This is a genomic window from Haloarcula regularis (genome assembly GCF_029338315.1).
In the GTDB taxonomy this organism is placed as follows: domain Archaea; phylum Halobacteriota; class Halobacteria; order Halobacteriales; family Haloarculaceae; genus Haloarcula; species Haloarcula regularis.
This window is the reverse complement of sequence record NZ_CP119794.1, coordinates 3,231,917-3,246,858: the sequence shown is the minus strand read 5'-3', so window position 1 is coordinate 3,246,858 and position 14,942 is coordinate 3,231,917. Positions and strand designations below refer to the sequence as shown.

General features: G+C 68.0%; 14 protein-coding genes and 4 pseudogenes. 8 read left to right on the top strand and 10 right to left on the bottom strand.

The features are described 5' to 3' along the window. Positions 1 to 15 precede the first annotated feature (15 nt). Positions 16 to 735: a diphthine--ammonia ligase gene (locus P1N55_RS17520; RefSeq protein WP_276276763.1), complete on the top strand. Its 720-nt coding sequence runs from the start codon at positions 16 to 18 to the stop codon at positions 733 to 735. Between the two features lie 118 nt (positions 736 to 853). Beyond that, a complete protein-coding gene (locus P1N55_RS17515) occupies positions 854 to 982 on the top strand; it encodes a hypothetical protein (RefSeq protein WP_276276762.1) in 129 nt (42 codons plus the stop codon). A 123-nt stretch (positions 983 to 1,105) separates the two neighbouring features. On the opposite strand, the pseudogene P1N55_RS17510 reads toward P1N55_RS17515, so the two are convergent. Then, positions 1,106 to 2,073, bottom strand: a pseudogene (locus tag P1N55_RS17510) (sugar phosphate nucleotidyltransferase). Positions 2,074 to 2,182: 109 nt separating this feature from the next. Here P1N55_RS17510 and P1N55_RS17505 point away from each other — a divergent pair. Then, complete coding sequence (locus P1N55_RS17505; RefSeq protein ID WP_276276761.1) at positions 2,183 to 2,944, top strand: NUDIX hydrolase; 762 nt, start codon at positions 2,183 to 2,185, stop codon at positions 2,942 to 2,944. A gap of 23 nt (positions 2,945 to 2,967) precedes the next feature. Here P1N55_RS17505 and mce read toward each other — a convergent pair whose 3' ends face one another. The 4 genes from mce to P1N55_RS17485 form a co-directional block, all read right to left on the bottom strand. Continuing rightward, positions 2,968 to 3,357, bottom strand: a complete 390-nt coding sequence (mce, locus tag P1N55_RS17500; RefSeq protein ID WP_276276760.1) for a methylmalonyl-CoA epimerase — start codon at positions 3,355 to 3,357, stop codon at positions 2,968 to 2,970. Between the two features lie 66 nt (positions 3,358 to 3,423). Continuing rightward, positions 3,424 to 3,702, bottom strand: coding sequence for a DUF7521 family protein (locus P1N55_RS17495; RefSeq protein ID WP_276276759.1), 279 nt, complete (start codon positions 3,700 to 3,702; stop codon positions 3,424 to 3,426). Next, positions 3,699 to 3,998, bottom strand: coding sequence for a DUF7521 family protein (locus P1N55_RS17490; RefSeq protein WP_276276758.1), 300 nt, complete (start codon positions 3,996 to 3,998; stop codon positions 3,699 to 3,701). The genes P1N55_RS17495 and P1N55_RS17490 overlap by 4 nt, the downstream gene beginning before the upstream one ends. Before the next feature lie 2 nt (positions 3,999 to 4,000). Then, positions 4,001 to 4,354 (bottom strand): ArsR/SmtB family transcription factor, encoded by a 354-nt coding sequence (locus tag P1N55_RS17485; protein WP_276276757.1) that lies wholly within the window; start codon positions 4,352 to 4,354, stop codon positions 4,001 to 4,003. A gap of 104 nt (positions 4,355 to 4,458) precedes the next feature. On the opposite strand from P1N55_RS17485, the gene P1N55_RS17480 reads away from it, so the two are divergent. Together P1N55_RS17480 and P1N55_RS17470 are read left to right on the top strand one after the other, a co-directional pair. Next, a complete protein-coding gene (locus tag P1N55_RS17480) occupies positions 4,459 to 5,184 on the top strand; it encodes a plastocyanin/azurin family copper-binding protein (RefSeq protein ID WP_276276756.1) in 726 nt (241 codons plus the stop codon). Positions 5,185 to 5,277: 93 nt separating this feature from the next. Then, positions 5,278 to 6,655 (top strand): annotated as a pseudogene (locus P1N55_RS17470) (nicotinate phosphoribosyltransferase). A gap of 3 nt (positions 6,656 to 6,658) precedes the next feature. Here P1N55_RS17470 and P1N55_RS17465 read toward each other — a convergent pair. Then, the gene (locus tag P1N55_RS17465; RefSeq protein WP_276276754.1) at positions 6,659 to 7,024 is read right to left on the bottom strand and encodes an SHOCT domain-containing protein; all 366 of its coding nucleotides are present in this window, start codon (positions 7,022 to 7,024) and stop codon (positions 6,659 to 6,661) included. Positions 7,025 to 7,149: 125 nt separating this feature from the next. Next, positions 7,150 to 8,831, bottom strand: a pseudogene (locus P1N55_RS17460) (acyl-CoA mutase large subunit family protein). 179 nt (positions 8,832 to 9,010) lie between these two features. Between P1N55_RS17460 and P1N55_RS19830 the strand changes: the two are divergent. After that, positions 9,011 to 9,482: pseudogene (locus tag P1N55_RS19830) on the top strand (FKBP-type peptidyl-prolyl cis-trans isomerase). A gap of 6 nt (positions 9,483 to 9,488) precedes the next feature. On the opposite strand, the gene P1N55_RS17445 reads toward P1N55_RS19830, so the two are convergent. Beyond that, positions 9,489 to 10,073, bottom strand: coding sequence for a GNAT family N-acetyltransferase (locus P1N55_RS17445; protein ID WP_276276753.1), 585 nt, complete (start codon positions 10,071 to 10,073; stop codon positions 9,489 to 9,491). A 141-nt stretch (positions 10,074 to 10,214) separates the two neighbouring features. Here P1N55_RS17445 and P1N55_RS17440 point away from each other — a divergent pair, with 141 nt between their 5' ends. Continuing rightward, positions 10,215 to 12,227: an AMP-binding protein gene (locus tag P1N55_RS17440; RefSeq protein WP_276276752.1), complete on the top strand. Its 2,013-nt coding sequence runs from the start codon at positions 10,215 to 10,217 to the stop codon at positions 12,225 to 12,227. On the opposite strand, the gene P1N55_RS17435 is transcribed toward P1N55_RS17440, so the two are convergent. Next, positions 12,224 to 12,751 carry a TrmB family transcriptional regulator gene (locus P1N55_RS17435; protein ID WP_276276751.1) on the bottom strand — a complete coding sequence of 176 codons (528 nt, stop codon included), beginning with the start codon at positions 12,749 to 12,751 and terminating at the stop codon, positions 12,224 to 12,226. The two genes, P1N55_RS17440 and P1N55_RS17435, sit on opposite strands and share 4 nt — an antisense overlap. 116 nt (positions 12,752 to 12,867) lie before the next feature. On the opposite strand from P1N55_RS17435, the gene P1N55_RS17430 reads away from it, so the two are divergent. Further along, positions 12,868 to 13,770: a diacylglycerol/lipid kinase family protein gene (locus tag P1N55_RS17430; RefSeq protein WP_276276750.1), complete on the top strand. Its 903-nt coding sequence runs from the start codon at positions 12,868 to 12,870 to the stop codon at positions 13,768 to 13,770. 7 nt (positions 13,771 to 13,777) lie between these two features. On the opposite strand, the gene trpB is transcribed toward P1N55_RS17430, so the two are convergent. Continuing rightward, positions 13,778 to 14,932 (bottom strand): tryptophan synthase subunit beta, encoded by a 1,155-nt coding sequence (trpB, locus tag P1N55_RS17425; protein WP_276276749.1) that lies wholly within the window; start codon positions 14,930 to 14,932, stop codon positions 13,778 to 13,780. Positions 14,933 to 14,942 lie beyond the last annotated feature (10 nt).

Genomic DNA, 14,942 nt, shown 5'->3' with positions numbered 1-14,942 from the left:
CCGATAGAGACGCCCATGTCAGACGGCGCGTGGGTCTCGCTGTTCTCGGGCGGCAAGGACTCCTCGTGGGCGCTCTACCGGGCGCTCGAGCGTGGCTACCCCGTCGAGCGACTGGTGACGGTCCACCCCCAGGGCGACTCCTACATGTATCACGTCCCGGCGACGCGACTGGCGGCCCTGGCCGCCGAGAGCATCGGCATTCCCCTCCTTGAGGTCGAACCCGACGACTTCGGGGCCGGCGACGTCCCGGACGCGGGCGTCCAGGGCGACGAGGAGCTCGAACCGCTCGAGGCCGCGCTGCGCCGGCTCGACGGCGACCTGGACCGCGGCATCGGCGGCCTCACGGCCGGCGCCGTCGAGAGCGAGTACCAGACGACCCGCATCGAGGCGATGGCCGAGCGCCTGGAGGCCGAACTGTTCGCGCCGCTGTGGCAGCAGAACCCCCGCGACCTGGCCGACGCGATGCTCGACGCGGGGTTCGAGATCCGCATCGTCCAGGTGGCCGCCTACGGGCTGGACGAGTCGTGGCTCGGCCGGACCATCGACGCCGCGGCGCTCGACGAACTCGAGGCGCTCAACGACGAGTACGGCGTCCACATCCTCGGCGAGGGCGGTGAGTTCGAGACGCTCGTGACCGACGGCCCCCACATGGACCGGCCCATCGAACTCGAGTACGAGCGCCGGTGGGAGGGCGACCGTGGGGCGCTCGAGGTCACCGACGCCTCGCTGGCGTAGGCCGGTCAGGGCAGGGCGGCGCCGGCCATCCTGACCCTTTACCAGCCTTCGAGGACCTTAAACAATATCGCCGATATTATAACAAGATTCATATTGGTAGACTGACTCGAGTACCACAATGGCAACCAACAGCCGTTCGACCACCCTGGCGTACCGCTGCCCCGACTGTAACGGCGCAATCACCTTCGACGGCGCGAGCTGGGGATGTACCGACTGCCGGTACGTCCCGCGACACAGCGCGGACTGACGACGAATCGGCGTCCCCCGGCGTCGACACCTCGTTGTGCGGACGCGTGTAGCACCGCCCGGCCGCTCGCAATCGAGCCCGGCCAGGGCGCGAGACACTCCTTCTGAAACCGGTCTCTGCCGCTTAGCCTTCGTGGGCGACTTCGCTGTGGGCGCCGATGAGCGCGCCCGAGAGGTCGAGGTTCTCGATGCGGGCCTTCCGGTCGACGATGGAGCCGTGGATGTCGGAGTCGACGATGGTCGCCCCGTCGAAGACCACCGTCTCCTCGAGGTGGGAGTTCTCGACGTGTGCCCCGAGAGGACGTGGACGTTCTTGCCCAGCGTCGTGTTCTCCAGGGTCGCGTCGTCGGCGATCATGTTCTCGCCGCCCAGTTTCCAGGCGACGGCCTCGAGGTAGTTCTCGGCCTCCCCGATGTCGTACCACGCGTCGTCGAAACTGAACGCGCGGACCGGCCCGCGGTCGACGAGCCACTGGAGGAACCAGCCCGGTTCGTCGGGGTTGTTGTCCCCCTCGAGGTACTCGTCGAACAGGATGGCGTCGGCCGGGAGCGCGTAGCAGGCGATAGAGACGAGGGTGCTCTTGGGGTCGTCGGGTTTCTCCTGAAAGTCGACGACCTGGTCGTCCTCGAGCTGGACCAGGCCGTAGGACTTCGCCTTCTCGAGTGAGCCGACGTCGTAGGCCGCAAGCGTGGGGTCATCGTACGTCTCGAAGTAGTCGATGAACTCCCCGATGTCGAAGCCCATCAGGTTGTCCCCGGCCACGACGAGCAGGTCCTCGTCGCCCAGGCCCTCGCGCTCGGCGAGCTGGGCGAGTGCGCCCACGACGCCGAACTTCTCGTCCTCGTCGACCGTCTCCTCGACGGACAGCTGGGGTTTCTCGAGGCCGATGTCGTCGATGTGGTCCTCGAACTCCTCGGCGAACCGCTCGTTCGTGCTGACGAAGACGTCGGTGATACGGTCGTCGTCCTCGAGCTGGTAGAGGATGCGGTCGATGACCGTCGACTCCCCCACGGGGAGCAGCATCTTCGGTCGGTTCCGCGTGACGGGCCAGAGCCGCGTGGCGTATCCACCCGCGAGAACAATTGCCTGCATGCGCGACTCCTCACACGGGGCCGTAATAGACCTTTATGTGTCCGTTCCGTCACGTCGCGGGGATGTGGGAGACCGCCTCATTTATCCGCCTCGGCGGGAACGTCACGGTATGACAGGCGACGGCGAGCGAGACGAGGAGTCGACGGCCGCTGACGCTACCGAGGCGGCCGGGGGCTTCACCATCGACGAGAGCGAGCTCGACGACGCAGCCCGGCGGGAACTCGAGGACCTTGCCGTGCCCGAACCCCGCGAGACGGACGTCAACCTGGCCGACGAGATAAACCAGGTCGCCGTCGACCGGCGCCTCGACCGACTGGCGGCGGCCTACGACGACGTACCGGTCACCGAACAGACCTTCGAGCTCTCGGCCGAGGAGTACGCCGACGTCTACGCGGCGACGCGGGGCACCGGCTACGACGGCAACAGCGTCGTCTTCGTCGCCCGCGACGGGGAGTCGCTGCCGACGCTGAACGACAACATCCCCGAGGCGGCGGGTGCCGACACCCGTGACCGGGTGCTGCTGGTGCTCGGCCGTGGCGCCGACCGCTGGGCGCTCCCCGGCGGTGGCGAGGCCGACCAGTACGAGTCGATGCAGGAGACCGCGGTCCGGCGCGTCCACGAACAGACCGGCGTCCGCTGTACCATCACCGGCGTCGAGGCGGTCGTCCACAGCAAGTACTACCCGGACACGGACGCCGAGGGGTCGGTCCATACGCTGGACGTCTACTTCCGGGCCGAGTACCGCAAGGGGTCGATAGCCGTCGACGAGTCCGAGCTCGTCGGCGCGGCGTGGTTCGCCGACCCGCCCGCTCGCCTGACCGACGGCGCGGCGGACCTGTTCGAGGCGGTCCGCGACGTCCCTGATCGCTGAGTGGGGGATGCGGGCCGACCCGGTCAGTGCTCGACCAGCTCCAGCAGGACGCCGCCGGTCGACTTCGGATGCAGGAAGACCACCTCGTGGCCCCAGGCGCCCGGCCGCGGTTCGTCGTCGATCGGGTCGACGCCCGCGTCGACTGCGGCCGCCATGGCGGCCTCGACGTCCGGCGTCGCCAGCGCAAGGTGGTGGATGCCGGGCCCGTTGCGCTCGAGGTAGGTGGCGATGGTCCCCTCGCTGTCGGGGAGGGGGTCCAGGAGCTCGAAGTATCCGTTGCCGAGGTCCAGGAAGGTGACCTGCATCCCGTCGAACGTCTCCTCGTGGGCCACCGGGACGTCGAAGGCGGCGGCGTACAGGTCCGCGAGCGCGTCGGCGTCGTCCGTGGCGATGCCGGCGTGGTCGAAGTGCATACGTAGTGGTTCGGCGCCCTGGCATATAGTTCCGGAGTCGGGGGGTGCCCGGTCGGCGGCCGGCACTCACTGCCGAAGCGAGACGAGGAGTACGAGAAAGCCGATGCCGATGGCGACGGACTCGACGATGTGGACCACCTCGAGGTCCAGGCCCGCGACCTCGAAGAGCAGGCCCTCGACCAGAACGCCGACCGTCATGATTGCGAATCCGATGGACGCGTTCCGGAGGTACTGCGCCCCGGTCCGGCGGTACGCGACGGCGCTGTAGTAGGTGATGGTCGCACCCAGGAACAACACCGCCAGGCGGACACCGGCCAGGACGACGGTGGTCGTCGTATCGGTCATTCATCTGCCCTCGGGCGGTCCAGTTCCCTGTTCCCGCCGTACAGCGCGTACAGGATGAAGAGCATCCCCACGGCGACGATGGCGGTCTGTATCGTCCCGGCGTCGAAGATAGAGAGACCGAGGATATCGAAGAGGATACCCTCCAGGACGGCCCCGACGCTGATGAACACGAACCCGACGGCGACGTACCGGAGCGGGTCGCTCCCGGTTCGCTGGTACCCCCGGTAGGCCTGGTACGCGATGGCGACGCCGAGCGCGGCGGTGACTATCTTGGCGATGACGAGTTCGATGTGCATGGTCAATCGTTTCGCATTTCCTTCCAGATGCCGGCGAAGCGGTCCGCGGCGTCCTCCTCGACTTCGACCCGGACGTCGAAGCCGCTCTCCTCGCTCAGTCTGACGTCCACCCGGTCGAGGACGGCCTCGTACTCGCTGTAGTGGTGGCCCTCCGGGTCGACGTGGGTCCGCTCTACGATAAAGCCACGGTCGAGGAGGTCGTTGACTCGCCGGGAGACGGTCGCTCTCGACATCTCGCACTCCTCGCTGAGTTCCTTCCCCGATTTCGGGCCCCGACGGGTCGCCTCGAGTATGGCCCGCGAATACTCGTCGTCGAGGACGGAGAACACCTCCGTCACGGCATGGTCGGAGCTCACGTGTAGAGGTAGACCCAGCCACGTATAAAAAACGACGACGGGTTTGCTGGGCCAGCAAACCTCCTTTCCAGACTTTATCAATACAGCCTGTAGGTCTACCTGTGATGACGTCCACCAACCCCACTCGACGACGGATGCTGGCGCTCGTCGCAGGAACTACGGTCGCCGGACTCGCCGGCTGTTCCAGCTCCGGGGGCCAACCCGGTGGTGGCACGGATACGGAACACCTCGAGGAAGAGAGCACGGAGCACCACGGCGAGGCGACCGAACACCACGAGGAAGAGACCGAACACCACGAGGAAGAGACCGAACACCACGAGGAAGAGACCGAACACCACGAGGAAGAGACCGAGAGCGGCCACAGCCACGAGGAGGGTGGTCACGGCGAGATCGGCGATCCCACCGACCAAGCCGAGGTGACGATGAAGACGGAAGACGGCGAGTACCACTTCGCGCCACACGTCGTCCGCGTGACCGTCGGCGGGACCGTCACCTTCCACAACGAGAGCGGGAGCCACTCGACGGCGGCGTACCATCCCGACAACGACAGGCCCCAGCTGGTGCCCGACGGAGCGGCCGCCTGGAACAGCGGCCTGCTGACCGAGCAGGGGGCGACGTTCGAACACACCTTCGAGACTGAGGGCGTCTACCACTACTACTGCAAGCCCCACGAGACGCTGGGGATGATCGGCACCGTCATCGTCGGCGAACCCGACGCCCACGGCCAGCCCGCACTGGAGGACCCGCCCGAGGAACTCGGCGAGGAGCCCCGGCACAAGATAGCACAGCTCAACGAACGCGTCAACGAAGCACTGGGCCACACCCACTGAGACGCTGTCGCCGGGGCCAGGCGTTCGCTCGTTCTCTCTGACCGCCGCTCACGCCTGCACAGCCTTTTGTCGATAGCGTGTCAACTATCGCTGATGGCGGCCACCGACTTCGGCTACCTCACTCCGGAGACCCTGTCGCTGTTCACCGACCGGTACGAGCTGACGATGATGCAGGGGTACTACGCGCAGGACCACGACCCGACGGCGACGTTCGACCTCTTCTTCCGTGACCTCCCGCCGGGGCGCGGGTACATGCTGGCTGCCGGCCTGGAGCAGGCGGTTCACTTCGCCGAGACGCTGTCGTTCGGTGACAGGGCGCTGCGCTATCTGGAGGACGAGGGGTTCGACGCCGACTTCCTGGAGTACCTGGCGGACCTCTCCTTTACCGGCGACGTCAGGGCACTGCCGGAGGGAACGCCGGTGTTCCCGAACGAACCGCTGCTCGAGGTGACCGCCCATCTCCCAGGCCCAGCTGCTGGAGACGGTGCTCATCAACCAGGTGGGGTTCCAGAGCCTCGTCGCGACGAAGGCGGCCCGGATGCGCGATACCGTCGACCGCTACGGCGACGACCAGTCGCTGGTCGACTTCGGCTCGCGGCGCGCCCACGGCACCGACGCCGGGATGAAGGCCGCCCGGGCCGCCTATATCGGGGGCTTCGATGGCACCTCGAACATGGCCGCGGGCGAGGCGCTGGGCGTTCCCACCTTCGGGACGATGGCCCACTCGTGGATACAGAGCTTCGAGACCGAACGGGCCGCCTTCGAGGCGTTTCTCGCGGAGTTCGGCGAGGACGCGATACTGCTGGTCGACACCTACGACACGGTGGCCGGCGCCGAGACCGCACGGGCCGTCGCCGACGAGATGGGCGTCGACCTCGCCGGCGTCCGCCTGGACTCCGGCGACCTGACCGCGCTCTCGAAGACCGTCGACGACCGCCTCGGCGACGTGGACGTCTACATCTCCTCGGGCGTCGACGAGTACACGATACGGGACTTCCTCACAGAGGGCGGGGTCGCCGCCGGGTTCGGCCCCGGAACGGCGCTGGTGACCAGCACCGACGCGCCGAAGGTCGAGGGCGTCTACAAGCTCGTCGCCGTCGAGCGGGACGGCGAGATGGTCCCGAGCATGAAGCTCTCGACGGGGAAGGTGACCTACCCCGGCGCCAAGAGTGTCTGTCGCGTCGAGGAAGACGGGACCTACACGTCCGACACGCTCGAACTCCGGTCGGCCGCCGACGACGTCCCGGGAACCGACCTGCTCGAGACGGTCGTCGAGGACGGCGAGGTGGTCTACGACGTGCCGTCGCTGGACGACCTCCGGGCGCGGGCCCGCGAGAACCTGACGAAACTGCCACCGGGAGTCCGGGAGCTCGACTCGCCGGACGACTACGAGGTGCGCGTCGGGGACGCGCTGGGGGCGGAGACCGACGCGCTCAGCGACCGACTGGAACGGATGGTCGCGGGCGAGTAGCGGTCACTCCTCGCGCAGGCGCTCCAGGCGGTCCTCGTACTCCTCGTCTGTCAGGTCGCCCCGGGCGTAGGCCGTCCGGAGTTCCTCGACGGCCGCGTCCTCGCCGCCCGCGTCGGTGAGCAACCGGTAGACGAGATACACCAGGCCCGCAAGAAGCAGGAGGAAAAGCAGCGGCATCACGAGGCCGACGAAGAGCATCCAACCAGGGACCGTACCGCCGTTCCACATCCCGCCGCCCCACATCCCGCCCATCATGGAGCCGTAGCCCAGCATGCCAAAGCCCATGCCCAGCAGCGGGAGGACGACGAGCGCCCCGAGGACGACGAGCAGCAGCGTCACCAGTCGCCGGTCGGACGTGTCGGTGCTCATGCGCGCCCCTCCGGGAGATGGTGGTCGTGTTCCATACGTGGAACTACACGTCCATCGTTCAATGCAGTTGTCGTTCGGAAACCGAGGCCGAGCGAACCGAAACCTTTGGAATCGAAAGTGCGGCGTTACAGCGACGACCCGGGCTGGTACTCGCCGAAGACGTCCCGGAGCACGTCACAGATCTCGCCCGTCGTCGCGTAGGTCTTGACAGCGTCGACGAGGTACGGCATGAGGTTCTCCTCACCGCGCGCGGCGTCCTCCAGTGCGGCAAGTGCGGCCTCGACGGCCTCGTCGTCCCGGTCCGCACGGACCGCGGCGACGGACTCCTGCTGGGCCTGTTCGATGGCCTCGTCGACCTCCTCGATGTCCTGCTCGCCCTCCTCCTCGACCTGGTACTCGTTGACGCCGACGATGACCCGCTCGCCGTCCTCCTGCTCGCGCTGGCGCTCGAAGGCGACGTCCTGGATCTGGCGCTGGACCCACTGGCTCTCGATGGCGTCGGCCATCCCGCCCCGGTCGTCGATGTCGGCGAGCAGGTCGCGGGCGTCGGCCTCCAGCTCGTCGGTCAGCGACTCGACGTAGTAACTGCCGCCCAGCGGGTCGATGGTGTCGGCCGCGCCCGATTCGTGGGCGAGGATCTGCTGGGTCCGCAGGGCGGTCCGCACGGACTGCTCGGTCGGGAGGCCGATGGCCTCGTCCTTGCCGTTGGTGTGGAGGCTCTGGGTCCCCCCGAGGACGGCCGCCAGCGCCTGGTAGGCCACGCGGACGACGTTGTTCTCTATCTGCTGGGCGGTCAGGGTCGACCCCGCGGTCTGGGTGTGGAACTTCAGCTGCTTGGACTTGGGGTCTTCGGCGCCGAACCGCTCCTCCATGATGGACGCCCAGAGGCGGCGGGCCGCGCGGAACTTCGCCACCTCCTCGAAGACGTTGTTGTAGGCGGCGAAGAAAAAGGACAGCTGCGGGGCGAAGTCGTCGACGTCGAGGCCGGCGTCGATGGCTGCCTCGACGTACTCGATGCCGTCGGCCAGCGTGAAGGCGATCTCCTGGGCCGCGGTCGACCCGGCCTCGCGGATGTGGTAGCCCGAGATGGAGATGGTGTTGAAGTTGGGGACCTCGGTCGCACAGAACTCGAAGATGTCCGTGATGAGCCGCATCGACGGTTCGGGCGGGTAGATGAACGTGTTCCGGGCGATGTACTCCTTGAGGACGTCGTTCTGGATGGTCCCCCGCAGCTCCTCGCGGTCGACCCCCTGCTGGTCGCCGACGGCGATGTACATCGCCAGCAAGACCGCGGCGGGGCGTTGATGGTCATCGACGTCGAGACGTCGTCGAGCGGGATGCCCTCGAAGACCGTCTCCATGTCGGCAAGCGAGTCGATGGCGACGCCGGTCTTGCCCACCTCGCCGGCGGCCATCGCGTCGTCGGAGTCGTAGCCCATCTGCGTCGGCAGGTCGAAGGCCATCGAGAGGCCGGTCTGGCCCTGCTCTAACAGGTAGTGGAACCGCTCGTTGGTCTCCGCCGCGGTACCCATGCCCGCGTACTGTCGCATCGTCCAGAGGCGGCCCCGATAGCCTGTCGAGTAGACGCCCCGGGTGTAGGGGGCCTCGCCCGGGAAGCCGAGGTCCGCCTCGTAGTCCAGGTCGGCGACGTCGGCCGGCGTGTACAGCCGGTCTACCTCGTGCCCCTCGGTGTCCGTCGTGAACGTCTCCTTGCGTTCGCCGAACCGGTCGACGGTCGGCTGGACCTCCTCCGCCTCCCACCGGGCTTTCGCCTCGCGGATGTCGTCCAGCTCGTCGGGGTCGAACATGCCCGGAACCTCGACCGGCGCGAGTATAAGCGTTCGCGAGGCGGTGGCCCCACACCGCCCGCCCCTGGGGTCTTGCTGTGCAGTGACTCCCCGCGTTGTTGCCACTCGGGTGTCCGAAAGTGCCCACTTCAGCGGGGGCGCCCGACGGCTTTTTACGGCACGTGACCGCACCTCCCCCAATGGCTATCGAGCAGGGCGACGGCGTCACCATCGAGTACGTCGGCCGGTTCGAGGACGGCACCGTCTTCGACACGTCGCGGGCTGACGTCGCCAACCGACACGGCCTCCAGGAGGCCCAGGGCACCGACGACGCCGACTACGCGGCGCTCTCCTTTACCGTGGGTGCGGGCGAGATAATCGAGGGTATCGACGAGGCCCTCGTCGGCATGCGCGAGGGCGAGGAAGCCACCATCCGGGTGCCACCCGAGAAGGCCTACGGGGACCACGACCCAGCGAGTCCGGGAGTACGACCCCGAGACGTTCGAGGCGATGGTGGGGAAGGCGCCGGAACCGGGCCTCCACGTCCACGCCGAGAACGGCCTCCACGGCGACGTGACCGCCGTCCGGGACGACGCCGTCGAGGTGGACTTCAATCACGAACTGGCCGGGCGGACGCTGGTCTTCGACATCGAGGTCCTCGAGGTCCGCTGACCGCCCTCAGCGGCCGGTGTCGTACTTGTAGGTCACCTCGTCGGGGTCGATGCCGAAGTCCTCCGGCCCCTCCTCGGGTTCGTCGGCCGACTCGTCCTCGGCGGCGGCCCGCTTGAACCGGTCGCGGTGTCGCCCGGGCATCTCGAACTCTGCAACCTGGAGGCGCAGCGGGACGGCGTCGGGCTGGAGGGACTCCTGTTTCTCGGTCAGGCGCTCGCGCAGTCGGTCGGGCAGCTGGGCCGGTTCAATGGGGTCGAAGCCGAACTGCACCAGGTACTCGGCCGCGTTCGTCAGCGAGTAGACGACGTCGAATCCCTCGTCGCTCGCGTACTCGACGAGGCGCTCGATGATGTGGGCGCCCACGCCCTGGCCCTCCCACTCCTCGAGGACGCCGATGCTCGTCAGCTCGCAGTACTCGCCCGCGTCGGTCTTGTGGATACGGATGCGTCCGAACCCGGCCTTCTCGTGGGACTCCTCGTCGATGGCCACGACGTAGTCCCGCGAGCGAAACGCTGTGTCGTCCAGTCCCATCGCCTCGATGTGGTCCAGCAACCAGACCTCCTCGCGGTTTTTCGCGTCCCGGACGTACATACCGGAGGGTAGACCCGCCCCGATGAAAAGCGTTTGCAGCGCCGGGGTCGGCCCACGCAGAGCCAGTGACGGACGCGTCGGCCTGGAGAACGCGTCGGGTTTCACGCAACTTCTTTGGTGCCCGTCATCGAACCGCAGGATATGGCTTCGGACTCACTCGAGGAGATGGACGCGGTCGTCCACGAACCGACACGGGAGTTCGTCGAGTCGACGAACGTCTGGGCGTTCATGCAGACCTACGACATCGACGACTACGACGAACTCGTCGAGCGGACGACGACCGACCTGCCCGACGAACCGGACTCCGGGGTCGAGTGGTTCTGGGACGTGTTGCCGGACTATCTTGGCATCGAGTTCTTCGACGAGTACGACCGGGTCAGGGACGACACCGACGGGCCCCAGTACACGGAGTGGTACCCCGGGGGGACCATCAACGCCGCCCACAACGTGGTCGACCGGCACGCCGCCCGCGACAGCGGCACCCGGAACCACGTCGCGCTCATCTGGGAGGGGGAACCCGGCGACGTCCGTGAGGTGACGTTCCACGAGCTGAACCGGCAGGCCAGCAAGGTGGCGAACTACCTCGAGTCTGTCGGCGTCGGGACCGGCGACACAGTCGGCCTGTACATGCCGATGGTCCCCGAGGTCGCCGCCATCCTCTATGGCTGTCTGAAGGTCGGCGCCATCGCCGTCCCCATCTTCTCCGGGTTCGGCGTCGACGCGACGGCGACCCGCCTGGCCGACGCCGACTGCTCGGTGCTGTTCACGGGCGATGGGTTCTACCGCAGAGGCAGCGAGGTCCACCTGAAAGGGACGGCCGACGAGGCCATCGAGGAGGCCGGCGAGCCGGTCGAACACACCGTCGTCTACGACCGCATCGGCACGGCCGACGACCCCGACGAGACGCTGACCTGGACCGGCCGCGACGAGTGGTGGATCGAGGCCGTCGAGTCACAAGACGACACCTACGCGAGCAAGCACCTCCCCGCCGACCAGGAGTCGATGCTGCTGTACTCCTCCGGGACGACCGGCGAACCGAAAGGTATCGTCCACACGCACGCGGGCGCCTTGCTCCAGGCGGCCAAGGAGGTCTACTTCGGGTTCGACCACAAGCCATCGGACCGCTTCTTCTGGGTCAGCGATATCGGCTGGATGATGGGGCCCTGGACGCTGCTGGGCAACCACGCCTTCGGCGGCACCGTCTTCATGTACGAGGGCGCCCCCGACCACCCCGAGCCCGACCGGTTCTGGGCGATGATCGACCGCCACGACATCACGACCTTCGGCGTCTCGCCGACCGCCATCCGTGCACTCCGGAAGAAAGGCGACGACTGGCTCGAGGGCCACGACCTCTCGAGTCTCCGCCTGCTGGGGTCGACGGGGGAACCGTGGGATCCCGAGTCCTGGCTGTGGTTCTACGAGGCGGTCGGCAACGAGACGTGCCCGATCATCAACATCTCGGGTGGCACGGAGATAATGGGCTGTTTCCTCATGCCGATGCCCATCCAGTCGCTCAAGCCGGGGACGCTCGGCGGGCCGGGCCTGGGGATGGACATCGACATCGTCGACAGCGAGGGCGAGTCCATCGCCGACACCCACGAGCGGGGCTTCCTGGTCGCCCGCGATTCCTGTCCCTCGATGACGAAGTCACTGTGGTCCGGCGACGAGCGCTATCTCGAGGAGTACTGGTCGCAGTGGCCGGACCTCTGGAACCACGGCGATTGGGCTCAGAAGGACGCGGACGGCCTGTGGTTCCTCCACGGGCGGGCCGACGACGCGCTGAACGTCGCGGGCCGGAAGGTCGGGCCGGCGGAGGTCGAGGGCGCGGCGATGGAACACGACGCCGTCAACCAGGCGGCGGCGGTCGGCGTCCCCGACGACACCACCGGCACGGCGGTGGTCCTCTACGTCGTCGCCGAGGACGGCGTCGCGGAGAGAGACGCCCTGCGCGAGGAGATTACGGCGATGGTCGGGGAGGAGCTGGGCAAGCCCTTCCGCCCCCGCGAGGTGCTGTTCGTCGACGAGTTCCCCAAGACCCAGAGCGGGAAGATCATCCGTCGGGCCATCGCCTCGGTCTACCGTGACGAGGACCTCGGCGACATGTCCAGCATCGAGAACCCGGCCGCGCTCGCGGAGGTTCGCGACGCCCGCTAGTCCGGCCCGTCGACCGGGGCTTCCAGCTGGGCGATGTCGACGACGATCTCGTTGTTCGACTCGTCGACGGCCTCGACCACGCCGGCGAGCAAGAGCCCCGCTACCGGCGTCGGGCCGACGGCCAGAGCGTCGCCGACCTCGAACTCGGTGAACGACTCCTGGAGGTGGACGTGGGCGCGACACGCCTCGGGGTGGTGGACGCTCGTCAGACGGATGCCGTCGACGGTGACGTCGACGCGCCGGTTGTTGCGCGCGAGCGTCATCGTCTGAGGGTCGTCGATGTCCTCGCGCCCGAGCGCGTCGTACGCGAGCGGGGTCGGCCGGTAGCCGCCGTTGGGCCCGGTGAGCCCCTCGACCAGGGAGAGGTCTTTCAGGTGCTGCATCTGGTTCCGGACGGTCCCCGGCGTCCGGTCGACGGCCTCGGCGATGACCTCACCTTTCACCGGTTCGCCGGTCGAGTCGTGCTCGTTGACCAGGGCCGTCAGGGCCGCGCGCTGGCTGCTGGTCAACTCGATGTTCGCCATACCCACAGTAGCGGAACTCCCTACTTATGCACACGGGTTAGTGCAAGGGTCACGAGAGGGTCGTCGACGGCCCCGAACGGCGGGCGTTTATCAATCTCAGGCCCGTCCGGCCAGCCATGCAACTGGGCTCACGCCGCTGTATCCTCAACCCCGAGAGCGGCGACGGCGAGCACGCAGACTACGTCCCGCGTCTGCTGCGGGCCCGCGGGTTCGAGGTATACGAGACGGCGGCGGCCGGTGACGGGGTCGAACTCGGCCGGGCCGCCGGCGAGGCCGGCGCCTCGGAGGTGGCGGTCTGTGGCGGCGACGGGACCGTCAACGAGGTGCTCCGCGGCCTGGCGGCGGCCGACCACCTCGGGGACGTGACCCTGAGTGTCGTCCCCGCGGGGACGGCCAACCTGCTGGCCCGGAATATCGGCGTCAGGGACGTCGAACACGGCGTTGAGGTGGCAGACACCGGGCGGACACGGACCGTCGACGTCGGGGTCGCCGACGGTGAACCGTTCCTGGTCTCGTGTATCGCCGGCCTCCCGGCGGACGCCAGCGTCGCCACCTCCGGGTCGCTCAAGTCCCGCTTCGGTACCCTCGCCTTCCTCATCACGGGCGCACAGGAGGCAGTAGAGTTCGACGGCCTCCACATCGACGTGGACGCCGTCGGCGCCGACGGGCCCTTCACCTGGGCGGGGGAGGCGCTGTGCCTGCTGGTCGGCAACTCGCGGCGCTTCGTCGGCGAAGGCGGCCAGGCCGACATGGAGGACGGCCTGCTCGACGTCGCCATCGTCGAGCAGATGCCGCCACAGAACCTGGTCGCGGAAGCCATCGGCCACCGCCTGTTCGCGGCCGACACCGACGGCGTCACCCACGTCCGGGCCGCCGAGATCTCCGTGAGCGGCCACGACGAGGCCATCACGTTCAGCCGCGACGGCGAGCTCAGCACCCACGACACGCTCGACCTGTCGGTGCGAGAGCGGGTGCTCGACCTGCGGGTCGGCCCCGATTACGCCCCGGGGCCGGAGTGAGTCCCGTTCAAGAGAGATCGAACATCTCGGCCGCCTGTTCCATGTCCTTGTCGCCGCGACCGGAGAGGTTCACGAGGATAGAGTCGTGGTCGCTCTCGCCGGCCAGTTGCTTCGCGTAGGCCAGGCCGTGACTCGTCTCCAGCGCGGGGATGATGCCTTCGGCCTCCGAGAGTTCGCGGAACGCCTCGAGCGCCTCGTCGTCGGTGACCCCGTGGTACTCCGCGCGGCCCACCTCGCGGAACATGGCGTGTTCGGGGCCGACGCCGGGATAGTCCAGGCCCGCAGAGACCGAGTGGACCTCCACGTCCTCGTCGATGATCCGGGTCTTCATCCCGTGGATGACACCCTCCTGGCCCTTTGCCAGCGGGGCCGCGTGGCGCGTCGAGTCCGAACCCTCACCGCCGCCCTCGGCCCCGTAGAAGGCCACGTCGTCGTCGCGGAAGGCGTGGAACAGGCCCATCGCGTTGCTCCCGCCGCCGACGCAGGCGACGGCCGCGTCCGGGAGGCCGCCGGTACGCTCCTGGAACTGCTCGCGGGCCTCCCGGCCGATGACGCTCTGGAAGTCCCGGACCATCCGCGGGAACGGGTCCGGACCGACGACGCTCCCGACGAGGTAGTGGGTGTCCTCGATGTTCTGCGCGAAGTCCTCCAGCGCGGCGTCGACGGCGTCGGCCAGGCCCTGGTCGCCGCGCGTGACCTCGTTGACCTCCGCGCCCATCAGGCGCATCCTGAAGACGTTCATCTTCTGGCGCTCGACGTCTTTCTTGCCCATGTAGATCTCCGTGTCCAGGTCGAGCAGGGCACCGGCCATCGCCGTCGCGGTGCCGTGTTGCCCGGCCCCGGTCTCGGCGATGAGGCGCGGGCGGCCGGCCTTCTTCGCCAGCAGAGCCTGGCCGAGCGTGTTGTTGATCTTGTGGGCCCCGCCGTGGAGCAGGTCCTCGCGCTTGAGGTAGATGTCTGCTCCCCAGCGTTCGCTGAGGGTCTCGGCGTGGAACAGCGGGGTCGGCCGGCCGGCGAAATCCCTGAGCAGGTCGTCCAGTTCCTCGCGGAACGCGTCGGTGTCCTTGATGTCGTCGTACGCGGTCGCCAGCTGTTCGAGGGGCTCTTTGAGGGGCTCGGGGACGTGTCGCCCGCCGTAGCCTTCGAAGTCTCCGTCTGTCATACGTTGACAG